Source organism: Ekhidna sp. (assembly GCF_040220215.1).
Taxonomy (GTDB): Bacteria; Bacteroidota; Bacteroidia; order Cytophagales; family Cyclobacteriaceae; genus Ekhidna.
Genome location: NZ_JAVJTR010000020.1, coordinates 166,022 through 181,867 on the forward strand (window position 1 = coordinate 166,022; position 15,846 = coordinate 181,867).

At 39.5% G+C, this 15,846-nt stretch carries 18 protein-coding genes; 1 reads left to right on the top strand and 17 read right to left on the bottom strand.

Translation table 11 applies throughout. From position 1 onward, the window contains the following. Window positions 1-322: 322 nt before the first annotated feature. From RIC88_RS14470 to RIC88_RS14550, 17 genes are all read right to left on the bottom strand, one after another. Window positions 323-946, bottom strand: coding sequence for a hypothetical protein (locus RIC88_RS14470; RefSeq protein WP_350218270.1), 624 nt, complete (start codon window positions 944-946; stop codon window positions 323-325). A gap of 109 nt (window positions 947-1,055) precedes the next feature. Then, the gene (locus RIC88_RS14475) at window positions 1,056-1,679 is read right to left on the bottom strand and encodes a hypothetical protein (RefSeq protein ID WP_350218271.1); all 624 of its coding nucleotides are present in this window, start codon (window positions 1,677-1,679) and stop codon (window positions 1,056-1,058) included. A gap of 80 nt (window positions 1,680-1,759) precedes the next feature. Then, a complete protein-coding gene (locus tag RIC88_RS14480; protein WP_350218272.1) occupies window positions 1,760-2,335 on the bottom strand; it encodes a Crp/Fnr family transcriptional regulator in 576 nt (191 codons plus the stop codon). 309 nt (window positions 2,336-2,644) lie between these two features. After that, window positions 2,645-2,932, bottom strand: a complete 288-nt coding sequence (locus RIC88_RS14485) for a hypothetical protein (RefSeq protein WP_350218273.1) — start codon at window positions 2,930-2,932, stop codon at window positions 2,645-2,647. A gap of 36 nt (window positions 2,933-2,968) precedes the next feature. Next, complete coding sequence (locus tag RIC88_RS14490; protein ID WP_350218274.1) at window positions 2,969-3,238, bottom strand: hypothetical protein; 270 nt, start codon at window positions 3,236-3,238, stop codon at window positions 2,969-2,971. Window positions 3,239-3,291: 53 nt separating this feature from the next. Then, window positions 3,292-4,632 (bottom strand): cell envelope integrity protein CreD, encoded by a 1,341-nt coding sequence (creD, locus tag RIC88_RS14495; protein WP_350218275.1) that lies wholly within the window; start codon window positions 4,630-4,632, stop codon window positions 3,292-3,294. Between the two features lie 49 nt (window positions 4,633-4,681). Then, window positions 4,682-4,972 (bottom strand): winged helix-turn-helix domain-containing protein, encoded by a 291-nt coding sequence (locus RIC88_RS14500; protein ID WP_350218276.1) that lies wholly within the window; start codon window positions 4,970-4,972, stop codon window positions 4,682-4,684. Further along, on the bottom strand, window positions 4,969-5,583 hold the full coding sequence (locus tag RIC88_RS14505) for a hypothetical protein (protein ID WP_350218277.1): 615 nt from the start codon (window positions 5,581-5,583) through the stop codon (window positions 4,969-4,971). The genes RIC88_RS14500 and RIC88_RS14505 overlap by 4 nt, the downstream gene beginning before the upstream one ends. A gap of 69 nt (window positions 5,584-5,652) precedes the next feature. Then, entirely contained in the window at window positions 5,653-6,222 is a 570-nt protein-coding gene (locus RIC88_RS14510; protein WP_350218278.1) for a redoxin domain-containing protein, read from the bottom strand. Window positions 6,223-6,487: 265 nt separating this feature from the next. Further along, on the bottom strand, window positions 6,488-7,099 hold the full coding sequence (locus RIC88_RS14515; RefSeq protein WP_350218279.1) for a hypothetical protein: 612 nt from the start codon (window positions 7,097-7,099) through the stop codon (window positions 6,488-6,490). 320 nt (window positions 7,100-7,419) lie between these two features. Further along, window positions 7,420-7,716 (bottom strand): rhodanese-like domain-containing protein, encoded by a 297-nt coding sequence (locus tag RIC88_RS14520; RefSeq protein ID WP_350218280.1) that lies wholly within the window; start codon window positions 7,714-7,716, stop codon window positions 7,420-7,422. Between the two features lie 49 nt (window positions 7,717-7,765). Continuing rightward, window positions 7,766-8,500, bottom strand: coding sequence for a tRNA1(Val) (adenine(37)-N6)-methyltransferase (locus RIC88_RS14525; RefSeq protein WP_350218281.1), 735 nt, complete (start codon window positions 8,498-8,500; stop codon window positions 7,766-7,768). 85 nt (window positions 8,501-8,585) lie between these two features. Beyond that, a complete protein-coding gene (locus RIC88_RS14530; protein WP_350218282.1) occupies window positions 8,586-11,204 on the bottom strand; it encodes an FtsX-like permease family protein in 2,619 nt (872 codons plus the stop codon). After that, window positions 11,201-11,527, bottom strand: a complete 327-nt coding sequence (locus tag RIC88_RS14535) for a PadR family transcriptional regulator (protein WP_350218283.1) — start codon at window positions 11,525-11,527, stop codon at window positions 11,201-11,203. The genes RIC88_RS14530 and RIC88_RS14535 overlap by 4 nt, the downstream gene beginning before the upstream one ends. A 161-nt stretch (window positions 11,528-11,688) precedes the next feature. Then, window positions 11,689-13,134 (bottom strand): glycosyltransferase family 2 protein, encoded by a 1,446-nt coding sequence (locus tag RIC88_RS14540; protein WP_350218284.1) that lies wholly within the window; start codon window positions 13,132-13,134, stop codon window positions 11,689-11,691. A gap of 1 nt (window position 13,135) precedes the next feature. Continuing rightward, window positions 13,136-13,885 (bottom strand): hypothetical protein, encoded by a 750-nt coding sequence (locus RIC88_RS14545; RefSeq protein ID WP_350218285.1) that lies wholly within the window; start codon window positions 13,883-13,885, stop codon window positions 13,136-13,138. Window positions 13,886-13,995: 110 nt separating this feature from the next. Then, window positions 13,996-14,412 (bottom strand): response regulator, encoded by a 417-nt coding sequence (locus RIC88_RS14550; protein WP_350218286.1) that lies wholly within the window; start codon window positions 14,410-14,412, stop codon window positions 13,996-13,998. Window positions 14,413-14,582: 170 nt separating this feature from the next. Here RIC88_RS14550 and RIC88_RS14555 point away from each other — a divergent pair, with 170 nt between their 5' ends. Next, window positions 14,583-15,833, top strand: coding sequence for a YaiO family outer membrane beta-barrel protein (locus tag RIC88_RS14555; protein ID WP_350218287.1), 1,251 nt, complete (start codon window positions 14,583-14,585; stop codon window positions 15,831-15,833). The last annotated feature ends 13 nt before the right edge of the window (window positions 15,834-15,846 follow it).

Genomic DNA, 15,846 nt, shown 5'->3' on the forward strand with positions numbered 1-15,846 from the left:
AGGTATCGTTTCGTGGGACATGAAACGAGGCAGGGGAGGGTTTTATTAGACTTCCGAAGTTTTAGAAACTTCGGAAGTATGAACTCGCTATTTCCAAGTAAGTAAAAGATATAGCCTAAAGATTTTTTTTCAAAAAAATCAGAAATGCTTCCAAATGTAGAAACGAGAAAAGTTACTAAACTTATCCAATGCGAGAATTGAACTTTAAATTTCTCACTTTCCTGTCCGACGAAGCACGAAATCCCTGCTTGCGTATAGGTGATGTTAGAGACTGGTGTCTATTATTTGTTAAAGTGGGTATTGTTAAACCCTTACTGAAATACTAAAAATTATATCCGAAATGTAGCCCTGGCTCAGGTGTCCATTTTGGCCACTTGTCATCCTTTTCTTTAAATCCAACTGGCATTTCAGATTGATATGGTCGGCCAGCAATACCAATTGATGGCTCGAAAAAAAACCTATCCTTAAATAGTTTGATGTGATAACCAACTCGATAAGTATTGAATATAATGAGACCATCACCAACTTTCTTATCGTTTTCACTCTTAAATGTTTGCCACATAGGCCCTGCATGCACTGCTGCGTAAAGACCTTTCCAAAAGTATCTTTGATAAGCAACAGAAAAACCATGTTCTCTTATATAACCAGGATATTTCTCTTCAGGTGTTCCGTATGCCTTATTATAAAAAGGGTTTATTCCAAGTGGCCAAGAATGTTTCCAGGTTATTAGTTCAATGGAAATGGCATCCTTTCCAGTGATGCGATAGCCTAAATTAAGTTGAGCGAAACCCGGGGGGTCTACTTTATCTAAATTACCCAATAGAAACATAGTGCTTCCAACGAAGCACCGTTTGTAATTGCTGTCTGTTTTAGCATATTGTGCGCTGAGTTGGAGCGTACTTGTCATCAGAATGACAAAACCAAAGAGTGAAATTTTCTTTTGCATATATTTTCTTTTTATGTGAGATGAGAGTGCAAAAGTCTGTAGGTAATAGACTTAAAATTGTTCACTTAAGTTAAGAAATGAAGTCGTGGTTATTTTCCCGATTAGGATGTTAAAACTTAAACCCAAAATCAAGCCCGGGTTGAATAAAGTAGTTACGCCATTTTTGTTCTACTTCTATAAAAGATTCTGGAACATTTGTTCTTACCGGCCAATAGCTAATTCCAATGGCTGGTTCAAAAAAGAAGCGGTTTTTACAAAACTTAAACTGGTAGCCTACATAGAAGTCCAGATATAACGTGTAACCATTTCCAACCTTCTTATTTTCCTCATCCATGTATTTTTCAAAAGCATTCAATGCATAAACGGATGTATAGACTCCTTTCCCCAAAAACCGCTGGTAACCCAAGGTAGGAGCAAGTATGCGCGCGTGTCCGGGATAGTTTAGTCCCGGTGTATCAAATGATGGCCCAAAAGGAATTCCTATTGGCCAGGCATAAGTGGATCTTTTAAATCTAAAATGAAGAACATCTTTAGGTGTAATCCTGTATCCAACATTTAATTGGACATACTCAGGTGGATTTGGGTCATTCGGAATGAAATTTCCTAACATCAGGAGTGAACTCCCAACAAACCACTTTTTATACGTGCTGTCTTGTTTGGCTTCTTGTGCTGCAAGTTGTAAAGTGCTTGTCAATAGTAAGGCAAGGCCAATCCATAGTACTTTCTTATGCATATCTTTTCAATTGATACTGCAAAAGTGGATTGGCGAGAAGTGACTACTCGTTCACTTAAGTTAAGAAATGAAATTACCTTCTATTTTTTCTCCATAATCCTAGCTCTTAGTCTGCTCAGTGATTGAGGTTTGATCCCTAAATAGCTCGCTAATTGGTGTTGAGGAACACGCTGGATTAGGTAAGGTCTTTTTTGCAGTAAGTTCAGATATCGCTGTTCGGGGGAAGAAGTCTTAAACTCGTCAAAATCGGTTCGTTCCTTGGCTAATAATTCTTCTGACAGCATCCTGCACATGATTTCAAACTTTGGAAATTTACTGTTCATTTCTGCTTCCATATCTGAATTTCCCACTGAAAGAATACTGTCTTCAACACAACTAATGTAATATTCAGAAGGAGCTTTATTTATCACACAGTGAGGCGTTAGGACTTCCATTTCTGTGTAGAAAGCTGTTGTTTTTTCTTCTCCGTCTATTAGGTAATAAGTCCGAATACAGCCTTTTAGAATAAAGTAACTATCCAGTGATTTCTGTCCTGCTTTGAGTAATGCCGTCCCTTTCTTTACGGAGCGAAACAGGTCTAACGAAAGTATTGCGTTCTTCTCATCTTCTGTCAGTGAAATGTATTTTGATATAAAATCAAATAGTAAATTTTGCATTGTTTATTTTGTCAATACTATTGTATGTTTCACTTGCCACCAACCATTTAATGTAACGTACGCTAATGCGTGTTATTTACATTATATATTTCGGTTCTTTTATCAGTTAACATGTTGATAGCCAGTAATCAGAACCTGCCTCGCCGGCGGTTCTATTCAGGTTATAACACGCACTCCAAATATATAAAAACGATTTGGTTACTTGCTAGATAGCGGAAGTGGTATTTTTAACCGTTAACCTGATGGGTTTGCCTGAGAAGACGAAACTTTTCAGGCAAACACCATTGATGTGATAGGATAGATTAACTCCTAGCTTCCTGCGAGGGGAGAACCAAAAATACCTACCGCCAGTTCTGCCCAGATAAGAAGAAAAGCAATAAGAATGATTGCAATCAGCGCAATGCGATTTTCCCTGTTTGGTACTTTTCTTAAAATCATCTCAAGCACAACTCCCGTAATGGTTAACAGAATCCCCATTACCAGAAAGTCAAAGACTGTCCAGTTGATCTCCGATGAAAATTGCATTGCGAAAAAAGGAATCAGCAGCAGGATTGGTACTGCGATCAGAATTTTCACAAGTCTTTTGTTTTTGTTCATTGCGTACATCGTATTAGAATTTAAGTTAATAATGTTTTACAAACCAGACATTTCTGCAAGATCACCTACCGCCAGTGTGACCCACATAATTAAAAAAGCCAGGATGATCTTGAAGAGGTAAGGAAACTGTAGTCCCAGCCGCTTCATTGCCACTGTGCCTAACGGCGGACAATAAATTAGGGAAATTGAGAGGTAGAAGATACCAGGAACCGGGTGTACAAACACCGCATTTAGTACACCTATTATCATGAACATGATCATAAATGCCCAGCTTAATATATTTTTAATACTTAGTGCCCTATTCATTTTCTTACTTGTTTAGCTAATGCTTGATTCATAATCATTTGTTTTACAGTTATTTATTCTGTTTCAATATTCAATTTGTACCAGTTAATATTTCTGGTGAAGTACATGGTTAATCCCAGGATGATCGTCAGCCCAACGCTTCCCATTAACAAGGCATAATCTGCTAATTGAAGGGTGACGAAGAGGAATCCGTAAATGCCGGTGATCGTGGTTATTAGCAGAAGCGAAAGCTTCATTTTTTTGAAGACACTTAGTGAGTATAGCGAGATCATAATGACAATCCCAAGCGTGGAAATTCCATAAGCTACATTAAAGTTCGTATGCTCAGAAATCGAGACCAAGAGGATGTAAAACAGGCACAGCGCAAGCCCTACCAGTGCATATTGGAAAGGATGAATTTTTCGCTTGTTCAAAACCTCCACCAGGAAGAATATGAGAAATGTAAGTGCTATGGTCATCACCGCATATTTTGCTGAACGATATGATTTTTGATAATCATCCAGTGGTAAGATCAGTTCCACACCAAAGGATGACTCCTGCATTTGCTGGCGCTGGCCATTACCAATCCATGTCTGCGGATAGTTTCTGTTGAGCTGCAGAATAGTCCAGTCTGCTGTAAAACCATCTTCACCCAGCTCCCTGTTGTCTGGCAGAAAATTTCCATTAAAAGAGGGGGACTCCCATGGCGATTTTAAATTGACATTTGTAGTGCTGCCGATTGGGATGAAAGCTAGTTTTTTGCTTCCCTGGAGGTCTAAGTCGAACGAAAATGGAATCTCATTTCCTGTTTGTTTTGCTAAAGACGGAAGATCTATGGTTACCCCCGAGTAGATGATGTCCTGAAGTTTAGAGCCGGGGTTTACGTTGAGATTCCCACCATTCCATTTCAGATTTATCTTGTTCTTAATTCCTCTTAGATCAGATATGCCAATGGTGAGAAAAGCCTGATCAAATTGAATTTGTTTTAAGTTATTCGGATCGGGCTGGCTCTTGATTAGAAAATTACCTGAAATAGCCAATACTGATTTGTATACAACCACTTCATAAATTCCTCTTTTCAATTTCTCAGGAACTATGTCACCGGTAATGTTGAGATTTTCTGGCAGGATTTGCCAGTATTTTGTGACGGAAATTTTCTCGTCATCTTTTTCATACTCATAAATCACAGGGATGGAAAGGATAGGCCCATTGATGAGCTGCTCATTCGCCCATTTGGCACTTACTTCGTTCGTTGTTTCATTATTCAGTTGCTCTCTTTCCTGGATAATTGACTGAATCATGGATGCGGGAATAAGCAGGAGCAGCATCAGGAAAGTGATGGTAACTAATTTTAGCGTAACCGAATTCTTAATCAGGTTGCTCACTTTTTCAATGGGGGTGTTATCTGTGTTCATAATGAGTAATTAAAAGTACTTTGTATTTCAAAGTGTTTATGTAAAATTTTTATTTCAATAATTGTTCAATAGCGTTAATATGTTTTCTGAAAGCTTCTTTGCCATTCGTGGTGGCAGAGTATTTTGTGTTGGGTTTACGATCAAGAAATTCTTTTTGGAATTGTACATAATCACTTTTCTCAAGCGACTTCAGGTGACTGGCTAAATTTCCATCCGTCACATCAAGTAAATCTTTAAGTGTATTAAAATCTAAAAAATCATTGACCATCAAGGCAGACATAATCCCCAGTCGAACTTTGTTTTCAAATGCTTTATCTAAATCTTGTAAAAGTTTTTTCACGACTTGTATCTCCAATGCATAATCGATCCATAAACAATATGAAGTACACCAAATCCAACAGCCCAGAAGATCAATCCGAATCCAATGAAATGCGTAGCGATAAGTCCGAGTACAATTTGAATCAGTCCTAAACTTCTGATTTCATTGAGGGTGTACTTGCTGGCATTTACAAGTGCAAGACCATAAAAGACCAGCGTCAATGGAGCGACAATTCCCACATACCCTTTGAAAAGTAACATCAGACATAAAATCCCTCCGGTGATTAAGGGAATGGCGAGGTTGATTAGAAGTCGCTTTGTTTGGATGTCCCAGATCTTTTGATTCCTCTTTTTTGTCTCCCGTGTGGTGAAATAAATTCCAGTAGTAACGGCTAGTACTAAGGTACCCACCGCAATTAAAAGAAGTTGAGTCAGGCTTTCACTCGTAAGAATAGCACTCCGATAGCCAAGATAATCCTGATTAGTATACACTGTTTGATAGGCCATATAGGCACCAAATAGTGCTATAATTCCCGCCGAGACGCCCGAAAGTCCGCTGAGTGAAATGAATCTGGAAGACCGGTTCATAATGTCCTTGATTTCCTTCAGGTCTTCTATGTATTTTTCTTTCATTTAAAAGTACTTTGAAATACAAAGTAATAATACGCAATTGAATTTTGCAAGTTTCATTGGAACGAAGAATCAGCTCTCAGTAAACTGCACAATCTCATCTATGGCCATGCGGTCTCTGAGCCCGTTTGCGTAGTGGACCTTTCGAATGATCCCTCGCTCATCCATCAGGAATTCTGCAGGGATGGTTTTGATGGATTCATTTCCATTCATCCAGTGTACCGGTAGTCCTTTTTTCTTTGCCTCAAACACCTTTTGAAAGAAGCTGGTGAAATGACTTTTAGCAGATTTGAGTCCGGAATTTTCAACTCCATAGGCATCATACCAAATTTTGCCCGGATCGGAAATTAGGGGAATGGGGGAGATGGTTTGATGGAAATTACTGGAGAGCAGCAGTTCCTTCTTTGATTCGAAGAAGAAAATCATCTCCAATCGTTTTGCTTTTATTTCCGCATGATGCTTTTGAAGGCTGTGAACACGGGTATTACAAAACGGACACCCGGCATGACGAAAGAAGGCTATGAGGACTTTCTTCCCTTTATATGCGGAAAGGTCAATTTCCCTATCGAATATATCATTGAGTTTAAATATGGGAGCTGGAGCATTGATGTCCAGCGTTAATCTCCCTTTTGAGTCTGACATTTATTAGTCGTTGGTTATAGATGGTCTATATACGAACAAGAACTACGTGGTGGATTGCATGCATAACTCACGAATGATTAATAAACCCTCACCATGATCCCACACCCTTCCTGCCTTTGCCGGCAGGAAGGCGAGACCCTCAGGGTGACACGCATTTTTAGAACGGAAATATCATTGTCAGTCTGAGGCTCTCGAAGACGATATTATCTTATCTCTATAGGCAAGACTTAATTCTGTTAATTTATCGAATGAAGAATTTCCATCTCTAGTCACATTTCTGATCATAGTTAAACACATGCTCTGCAAAATCCTTCCATTTAAGTTTTTGCTCGGTAAGTAGTGTGCAATCAGTATAAAGGCGTTCTTGAGCGAGTTTTCTGTAGCGAAAATCATCGATTACAAACGGTCGCTCTCCTGCTAACGCCACATAATGCTGATTGTCCAGTGCGCCACCTACAGTGATTCCGCTAATAGATGTACTACCAGTACTACTTGCATCCGGGTGCGCGTACACTTTAATTTTAGAATCAAACCCCGGGTTAAGTAGTTGGGCTAATTGATATCTTTCCTGCTTGCCCGGTAACTGGATACGCTCAAAAAATATCCATCCATTATCGGGTAGTACTTTGATGAATTCATCATTATCTATGTTTTGAAGTACTTTCCCCAAAGCTATATCCTCATGTTTAGCATCCTCTCCGGGGATGATTGCTAGTTTTATGACATCAGCAACTTTATAGTTACTCTTTTCATCGCCCACTTTTACGGTGAGCGCAGAAATCAAACTGTCTGTGTATGAAACACCTCTCAGGATGCCTCTGACGGTATCTCCTTCATTGGTTATCAAATAAAAGTCGGTTGGGTTTTGGACTTGCATTTGATCCAGTTGTTGGACAAAAAATTGGGCTTGGCAGTTTATTGCTATTGATAAAAGCAGGACTGATAATGATTTCATCTGATTAGATACTCGAAAAATTTAATGCGAATTTCTTACTTTAAGGAGTATTTAAGACGTTTTTTTCTATAATTATTTATCGACCAATATTCAGGATTAATTACTGGATCTTCCTTTTATTGACTATGGTTGGTTTGAGCTATGGCTTATTCCACACCCTTCGTCAGGATCAGGGTGACACGCATGCTTAAATGTAGGAACTTTATTGTCAGTCTGAGGTACTAGATGATGCTATTAAGGACTTACAGCCCATACTTCTCCAAACTCATCCAGCCGCCACCGTTCATCGCCTTAAAGCCATTGGCTTTTAGCATGCGTTTGACTTGACCACTCCTCATGCCTGAAGCACAGCAAGTGATAATAGGCTTTGTTTTGTCCAGTTGACCCATGTAACTAGGAATACTATCCATGGGGATGTTTTTGCTTGTGCGAAGATGCCCACCTTCAAATTCGGTTTTTGAACGCACATCTATAATAACTGCACCTTGTTTTATAAATTCTTCGATTTTTTTCTTTTTTCCTGTGAATAATCCTAGCATGGTTGTTAATTCTGATTTTAACCTAAAAGTAACCTGGGATTAAAAAAGTTCAGATAGGTGAATTATATGCTAAATAATAATCCTTCAGCAGTTCCCAACTCTCTTTGGTGTATTTACGATCAGCATTGCGAATGTTCAATTCGCTGGTTGTCTCTTTCTTTTCTAATAAACTGAAATGAGTCATCACCCGAAATACTGGATGGTCTTTTTGATTTCTTACAATCATCTGCCGGGCAGGAAAAAGCCCTTTGGTTAATGCCATTCTTTTGAATGCTTTCATCTCTCGTTCCGGATAGAGGAGGTAACAGCACCCATTCGAGTCAAGTAGGCGAATGATATGATTAAGTAGATCTGTTGCATCTAAACTACTTGAATGTAATGCCTGGTTTTTATTTACGTTATCTCCTTCCTGACTGTCTTTAAAGAAAGGAGGATTACAAATGATCAAGTTATATTTTTGATCAGCCTGGAAGTCCTGAATAGAAGTTTGATAGCAGAATAGTCTGTCACTCCATTTCGAATCTTTAAAGTTTTGAGTAGCCTCCTGATATGCATTTTTATTGATCTCTATTGCATCAATCTGAGACTCTTTTGTTACCTGTGCAAGCATCAACGACAAGAGACCTGTCCCAGCTCCAATGTCTAATATTCGTGTTGGTTCATCTGCCCTCTGAACCTCATTCGCAACCCAGCCTCCGAACAAGCATCCATCGGTCGTTACTTTCATACCAGATCGCCCCTGTTCGATGCGAAACTGCTTGAATTGGAAGTAGGAATTGGGCATGGAGCGAAGATATATCAACTCACCCCGACCTTCGGTCACCCCTCTCTATTCTTAGAGAGGGGAAGGGGAGAGTTAGTGATAATATCTACTCATACCTCAGCTTGGTAGCTGGATTGGCTTTTGTTACTTTGGATGCTTGCCAATAGATGGAAACAATCCCTACAAGGAATAAAAACAGAATGCTGGCGAAAATCTCAATGAAGCCAAGCCCTGTCCCGTACCGAATAAGAAAATGAAGGAAAAGCTTATCATAAAAAACGTAGGAGACAGGTATGGCTATTAGCGCTGCGATTAGAATCAGCTTAATGAAGTCTTTCGTTAGCAGGTAATAAAGGCTTCTGTCTGTAGCGCCCATAATCTTGCGCACGGCAATTTCTTTTGTTCGGTTTTCGGTGGTGTAGGAAACCATTCCTAATAGCCCCAAACATGAGATAGTGATGGCGAGGGCACTAAGCACACTAAAAAACTTGATCTGAACCCGAAGGAAATAGTAAGCGTCCTCGATTTCATCATTCAGGAATGTCGCACGGAAGCTTATCTGCTGATCGATACCCTGCCAGATATCTTCCAGTTCGTTAATTGTACGTTTAATGTTTGTAGAGCTGACTGTCAGAAGAGCATATTGACTATTCTCAACTGAATAGCGCATCATGAGCGGGTTAATCAGCTCACTTAAAGGCTCAAAATTGAAGTCTTTCAAGATACCAATGATTCGGCAGTTAGTACCATCGGCTAGGGCAAATCGCAAGGTATCCTTTTGAATATTGAATACCTTCATGGCTTGAATAAATGACTCATTCACTAAAACCAACTCTTCATTTTGATTAGACTGACTGAGTGATTGACTTTCACCCCAGGCTAGCTCCATCTGCATGTTTTCTATAAAGTCATCACCAATAAATACTTCATTCACCTCAATAGTGTCCTGCTGGTTTGAAGTAGCATCTTTCATCACTCCCAGGAACAGCCCAGGCAAGTTGGAGGAGGTCGTAAGCGCTTTTACATTCGGGTGTTTTTGTAGCTCGTTTATAGCAATTTGACGATCCATGCCTTCAAAAGGTATGGAAAGAATGTTATCAGACTGAAAACCGTGATTGTTGTTAATGACATAGGCATGTTGACGACCGATGGCCATAACACCGATTACGAACACCAGCGAAAGGAAAAACTGGAATACGAAGAGGCCTTTCTTGAACCCTGAAACGTTACTCTTTCCATTTTTAATTTCCCCTTTCATTGTCTGAATCGGGTTGAGCTTCGCAAAATACTGAGCCGGGAACATGCCTGCGAATATTCCAACGAGGATGGAAAAGATGAGGAAAGTTAAAATCTGCACAAAGCTAGGATTGGTATCCAGTACCTCGGCTGCAATGATCATGGACAAAAACTCCCTTTTCATGGGATAAAGGATTGCCAGTGAACCTATTAAAGCAAGAACAGAGAGGATAATGGTCTCGATAATAAACTGCGCTTTGATTTGTTGCTTTTCTGCCCCCACAACTTTGCGAATGCCAATCTCTTTGGCCCGCTTTAGCGCACGCGCAATGGACATATTCGTATAGTTGAATACTGCCGGCAGCAGCACCAAAAGTCCAATGACCAAAAAGAAAATCATGGTGGGCTGATCCCACCCAATTCCTATGGCCTGACTGATATTCCAGCGAGGAACCACTTCATTTAGATTGATATATTCCAATGCTATTTCTCTGTCAGGATTGAAGTTGGCGGCTTGTGCTGTGGTCTGCTCTAGTGCCTCAGCCAATAGCGGTTCTGAATCCGGATCATCCAGCAAGGCATAAACGTAGTTTCTACTGTGGTTCATCCAGTCATTGTCAAGATTAGCATCTTTCACCTGTGGGTGATTTTCAAGTGATGTGAGCACCTGAAAATATAAGTGTGTTTGCCTGGGGTTTTCCATAACCCCGGTGACATTCAGAGCGCCATAATCAGTAAGTAAAATTTTGCCAATAGGATCCTCATCCCGGAAGAGTGTCTCCGCAACTTTCTCAGTGATGACAATGCTGGAAGGAGATGTGAGGGCAGTTTTTTGATCCCCTTTTATTAGCCTGTAACTAAAGACGTCCAGAAAAGACTGATCGGTAAAATAGCCCTGGAAATTCATCAGGTTGCCATGATGATTCACTTCAGGCTTAAAATTATCCTTAATAGTGACTGCATCCTCCACAAAGGGATATTGTACCTTGAGGTGATTCCCCATCGCATTGAACGTGGATCCAAAGGTTCGGTCGCTTTCCTGATCAACAATATGGGTATTGATCTGAAAGATTCTGGATTTATGCTCCTGCCACGAGTCGGTCTGATAGATCGCGACAGATATGGAAAGTGCTAAAAGACAGATAGACATTCCCAACGCTAAGCCAAGGATGTTTAAGGATGTAAATAGTTTGTGTTTAGAGAAATTGCGAATCGCAATTTTGAAATAGTTTTTGATCATTGCAGTTGAGTTTTTGTGATAGAAAGGAGAGTAGGCGGCTTTTGACTTCCGCTTTTTTAGTCCGTAAGAAAAAAGTAGGGAAAGTACCTGATACCAGTATCTGAAGTCAGCCTTCAGCTTACCGGATTGTTCAAGGGTTAGTCCATAGACCTCATCCAGGTCTCCTTGAATATCTTCCAGGTCAGCCTTTCCTGCATACCATTTTAGCAGCTTTTCAGCAAACTTGGGTGGGTTTAAAGTGCGTTTCATTTGATAGAAAGGTTGACTTTAGATCCTGCCCATAGCTGATCTCTGAGCGCTTTCATATTGTTTAGTTCTGTCACTGCACTGTCCGTGAGTTCAAAATAGCGCTTTCGACGACCGCCTCGTTCGTTGGTAGGTTCACCCAGGTAAGAGGAGATATAGCCTTTTTCTTCCAGCCGGGTGAGTGTAGAGTGCAGTGCACCGATACTCAACTTTCGATTGGCTCGTTCTGAAATATCGTTGAGTATGGCCACACCATAGGCATCTTTTGCCAGGTTGGCGATGGTCAGTAAGACCAGCTCTTCAAATTCCCCGATGTATCCTTTCATAGGTTGATTTTTTAATGTCCATTTCGACAGGCTCAATGTGACAGGTTAGATTACTTTCTACTTTTAAGAATTAATAATACGACAAGGTTAATAGATATGTTTCTATTTTTAAGAATAAATATTAAAAATTACCTAATAAACTCGGAAAGATTGAGTTTTTACTATTCTATAGCAAGCAGCTCATTGTTTGGACTCATTGAAGAAGATTTGAACCCGGTACGCTTCATTTCACCCCAGCCTTTATTGCCCTTCAACATTTCTAGGTTACCAATAATTGCAAAGTAGACAGTAATTGGATGAAATATGAGTGGCTCCAGTAATGCAATCAAGAGTATTCTGAAAATATCATTTCGATTTGTGTAGTTAAAGTACGAGTTTTCTTCAGCCAGCAGGGTAATAGAGGAGAAGAACACAGCAAAACTGTATACCAACCCTAGAACAAGAAAGGTGTGATTCCAATCAACTAGTCCTAAAAAACTTAGAACTAATAGTGTGACTATGCCAACAAATTCCAAAATAGGAGCCAGCCACTCAAAGACAAACCAGAAAGGAAAACTCAACATTCCCATTATTCCATATTTTCTTTTGAAGAAAACGTCTTTATGCTTTACAAGCGTTTCGATGGTACCTCTGGTCCATCTGCTTCGTTGCTTTTTTAGTATATCAAATGATGATGGTACCTCTGTCCAGCAGAGAGGTTCCGGGATGTACTTGACTTTATAAGGAAGTCCATTGTCGTGCATATACCTCCTCATTCTTACTATCAGTTCCATATCTTCTCCTACAGTATTAGTGTCGTATCCACCGCACCCTATTATCACATCACGTCTAAATAGCCCGAAAGCACCTGATATCAAAATCAAACCATTCAGTTTACTCCAGGCCATGCGTCCAAGTAAGAAAGCGCGCACATATTCTATTATTTGAAAACGCACCCAGAAATTTCGTGATTGTCTGACTTTTACAATATTCCCATCATCAATGATTGAATCATTTAGCACTCTCACTACCCCGCCTACTGCTATGGTTTTATTGCTCAGGACAAATGGCTTTACCATTTTGGTCAGGGAGTCTGGTTGTAAAATACAGTCTACATCAATGCATGCGACCAATCCTGATCTTGAGTAATTGATGCCTGCGTTCAGCGCATCAGCCTTGCCTCCATTTTCCTTGTCTATTACTATAAGCTTTCTTAATGAAAATTTTCTAGAGGTATAAACCGACCTTACACGTTGACAGTCAAGCTTTCCTAATGGCTTCATCTTATCGAGCTTCAAGTCGAAGCTATGAATGAGCTTTTGTATTGTATCGTCTTTGCTGCCGTCATTAACTACAATTACCTCCAGATGACTATACTTTAGAGCCATTAGGGATTTCACATTTTCAACGATGGTTAAAGATTCATTGTAAGCCGGAGCTATTACTGATACCCTGGGAGCATACTCAGATTTAGTGATGAATGTATAATCTGAATAAATATTTGCAGACTTATATTCCCGATATGCGTGACGCGAAAGCAAGGCTTGACCTAAATAGACCAAGAATACAAACAAGGTATAGTAAATGAAAACATCATTGTATAGTTCTACGATTTCAATTGGATTCATATCAAGCTACTTTTGAAAATTCATAATTAGGTTCATTTAGCTGATTGTCCTCCTCGTCCGGATCACTATAGACAAGAATTTTACGAAGGATAAGTGCTTTTTGGGCCTCATCGGCTATACGGGCACTCTTGGATTTGACCAGGCGGCTAAGTTGGTGAAGGTCCGCCTTTTGTTGGTAATGCAATATCATACGTAAACTGAATAGAACCACAGACTTTTGCTTGTGATCGAGCCATCGAGTAAACTGTGGGATTTTTTCTTTGGGAAGTTCCTTAAGCAAACCATGTATCTTCATTGCTTCCCATACCGAAATAGTAATTTTTGGATTTTCGAGAAAGAACAAAGGGTCGTAGGAAAGCCTCATCAAAGACATAATTGCTTCTGCCCTAAGTGCTTTGTTTTTTTCTAAAACATATTGAGTAAGTACCGGAATGGCAGTTACTATTCTAAGCTTACTTAGTGCTTCAAACGCTTTCAGTTTTTTCTTTAAGTTCCCTTTTTCGGCTTGTCTTATATTATAAGTCTGCAAACCAAGATTCAGGAATAGTCCTTGCAATGCCGGCAGATGATGGTCAGAAATTGCTTTGGCAAGCTTTACTATCTCCGTTGAAGCAAGTGCTTTAAGGGAAACATGTGGATTCTCTTTTTGGATAAGGAATTTCTTCAGTTTCTTAATGTGTACTTCTTTGTTCTCCGAAGTAATGGCCTGAATTAATAGGAAAGCAATGTAACGAGCGATCCGTTTTTTCATTTTGGATCTTTTTGTTTTGGAGAATCTTATGACAAAAATCGAACAAAAAAGTATGGCGCTGATAAGAATCATGATAGTCATACTTACCAATATTATAGTAGAATTTAGTATCATGATTTTTCAGGTTTGTTTAATTGAAGCAGGAGTGAGGTGTGGTAAATCAATTCCTCTAAATGGATGGGCTTATCAATAAAGGTATTGACAAGCATATCATTCATCGACTCTCGCATTTGACTACTTACGTCAGAGGAGAGAATCAAAATTGGTATAGTCATATTGATATGATTTCTCACCGTCTCTATAAGAGTAATTCCCGACATATAGGGCAAGAAAACTTCAGTTATGATTAAATCAATTTTTTTTTCTGAGATAAGCTTCGCTCCTGAGCGACCATCTGAAACTGTGTAGCATTTGGACCCTAGCCTGTTTTTTATCATGGAGGACACCAGTGTGGAACTGATGTAATCCGTATCACAGACTAAAACGGTTTTGTCCTTTTGCTCATGGTGTGTTAGTAAAGTGTCCATTGCAAAATTTGTTTTTTGGTGATTCAAAACTCTACAATGCTCAAGCTCTAAATGAGCGCATTTTACCTAATTCATATAATTCAGTGATTCACGTATGGAAAGTCAGGAAAATGCGCAGAAATCAGTTCAAAAGGATTTTGATATTTGTACGATCGAAATACTACCAAAAAATGAAACAGATATTTTTTACCTGCCTCATGTTTCTTTTGCCATACATTGGATGTTCGCAAGAATGGAAAAAAGAATCTCCTCAAGTAATAGTTGATCATGCCCGGTCTGAAGCCGGCGAAGGAGATTATACTAAAGCGAGGGAAAAACTCCAATACATTCTTAAGATCGTACCCGATCACCAAGATGCAAGAATCCAACTTGGTCGTTCATATGCATGGGAAGGCCGATATGATGAGGCGATTCGCATATATGATGAAGTATTGAGCAAAAATCAGGATAACCTAAACGCATTGATGGCTAAAATTGATGCTCAAGCATGGAGCGGTCGCCTTAACGATGCTCAAGGAACTGCTGATCTTGCGTTGGAATATCATCCAGGTCATGAAGAAGTTTTATTTAGAAAGGCACAAATTTTATCATATAACGCTGAAGTAGGTCAGGCTATTGAAATACTGGATGAGGTATTGAGAATCAATCCTGCTAACCTGGAGGCTTTTGATTTAAAAATTAAGTTAGAAGAACAATCAAGAGCTTATGCTGTTGTCATCCGATTCGGGGTTGATGTTTTTGATCAAGCATTCGACCCGGCATTGAATGGTTCGATAGAAGTGAACAAAGAACATAGTTGGGGAGCAGTGATCGCGAGAGTGAACTATGCCCATAGATTCAAACTGAATGGAGCTCAATACGAAATGGATTTCTACCCGGCTATCAATGACAAAGTATACGGGTATGTTAATTATGGTTTTTCCCAAAGTGTGTTGTTTTCAAATCATCGGATGGGTGCAGAGGTGTTTGCAGTAGTTTTGAATAAGTTAGAGACATCTATTGGAGCCAGGTATCTTCAGTTTACCACGCAAAATATTCTCACCTATACTGCCTCGATGAGGTATTACTGCAAGAGTATGGAATTTTCCGTGCGTCCATTTTATACTCATAAAAAATCCTTCACTGCAGCGTCTATTGATTTTGAAATAAAGAAGAATTTCAAGCAAACGGAGACTTTCATTGAACTATCTACAGGTTTTGGATTCTCACCCGATATCAGGTTCAATCAGACATTTACAGGACAGTCGGAACAGTTCTATACTCTGGAATCGAGACGAATTGGACTGAAAATTCAAAAACGTTTCGGTGATCGTTGGAATACCTCATTAGAATCAAGAATGAATTATCGCGAATTGTCTGAAGCTTCCAATGACTATTTGTTAATAACCAGCATTATTTCGAGCATCAGATACAAAATTTAATCAGCTTTGCTTC

Excerpts from the sequence above, each read along its gene's own strand:
- RIC88_RS14475 (WP_350218271.1), bottom strand. The coding sequence starts at position 1,679 with ATGCATAAGAAAGTACTATGGATTGGCCTTGCCTTACTATTGACAAGC.
- RIC88_RS14545 (WP_350218285.1), bottom strand. The coding sequence starts at position 13,885 with ATGAAAAAACGGATCGCTCGTTACATTGCTTTCCTATTAATTCAGGCC.
- RIC88_RS14555 (WP_350218287.1), top strand. The coding sequence starts at position 14,583 with ATGAAACAGATATTTTTTACCTGCCTCATGTTTCTTTTGCCATACATT.
- creD (WP_350218275.1), bottom strand. The coding sequence starts at position 4,632 with ATGAACACAGATAACACCCCCATTGAAAAAGTGAGCAACCTGATTAAG.
- RIC88_RS14530 (WP_350218282.1), bottom strand. The coding sequence starts at position 11,204 with ATGAAACGCACTTTAAACCCACCCAAGTTTGCTGAAAAGCTGCTAAAA.
- RIC88_RS14480 (WP_350218272.1), bottom strand. The coding sequence starts at position 2,335 with ATGCAAAATTTACTATTTGATTTTATATCAAAATACATTTCACTGACA.
- RIC88_RS14540 (WP_350218284.1), bottom strand. The coding sequence starts at position 13,134 with ATGAATCCAATTGAAATCGTAGAACTATACAATGATGTTTTCATTTAC.
- RIC88_RS14485 (WP_350218273.1), bottom strand. The coding sequence starts at position 2,932 with ATGAACAAAAACAAAAGACTTGTGAAAATTCTGATCGCAGTACCAATC.
- RIC88_RS14505 (WP_350218277.1), bottom strand. The coding sequence starts at position 5,583 with ATGAAAGAAAAATACATAGAAGACCTGAAGGAAATCAAGGACATTATG.
- RIC88_RS14515 (WP_350218279.1), bottom strand. The coding sequence starts at position 7,099 with ATGCAAGTCCAAAACCCAACCGACTTTTATTTGATAACCAATGAAGGA.
- RIC88_RS14550 (WP_350218286.1), bottom strand. The coding sequence starts at position 14,412 with ATGGACACTTTACTAACACACCATGAGCAAAAGGACAAAACCGTTTTA.
- RIC88_RS14470 (WP_350218270.1), bottom strand. The coding sequence starts at position 946 with ATGCAAAAGAAAATTTCACTCTTTGGTTTTGTCATTCTGATGACAAGT.
- RIC88_RS14525 (WP_350218281.1), bottom strand. The coding sequence starts at position 8,500 with ATGCCCAATTCCTACTTCCAATTCAAGCAGTTTCGCATCGAACAGGGG.
- RIC88_RS14490 (WP_350218274.1), bottom strand. The coding sequence starts at position 3,238 with ATGAATAGGGCACTAAGTATTAAAAATATATTAAGCTGGGCATTTATG.
- RIC88_RS14510 (WP_350218278.1), bottom strand. The coding sequence starts at position 6,222 with ATGTCAGACTCAAAAGGGAGATTAACGCTGGACATCAATGCTCCAGCT.
- RIC88_RS14535 (WP_350218283.1), bottom strand. The coding sequence starts at position 11,527 with ATGAAAGGATACATCGGGGAATTTGAAGAGCTGGTCTTACTGACCATC.
- RIC88_RS14520 (WP_350218280.1), bottom strand. The coding sequence starts at position 7,716 with ATGCTAGGATTATTCACAGGAAAAAAGAAAAAAATCGAAGAATTTATA.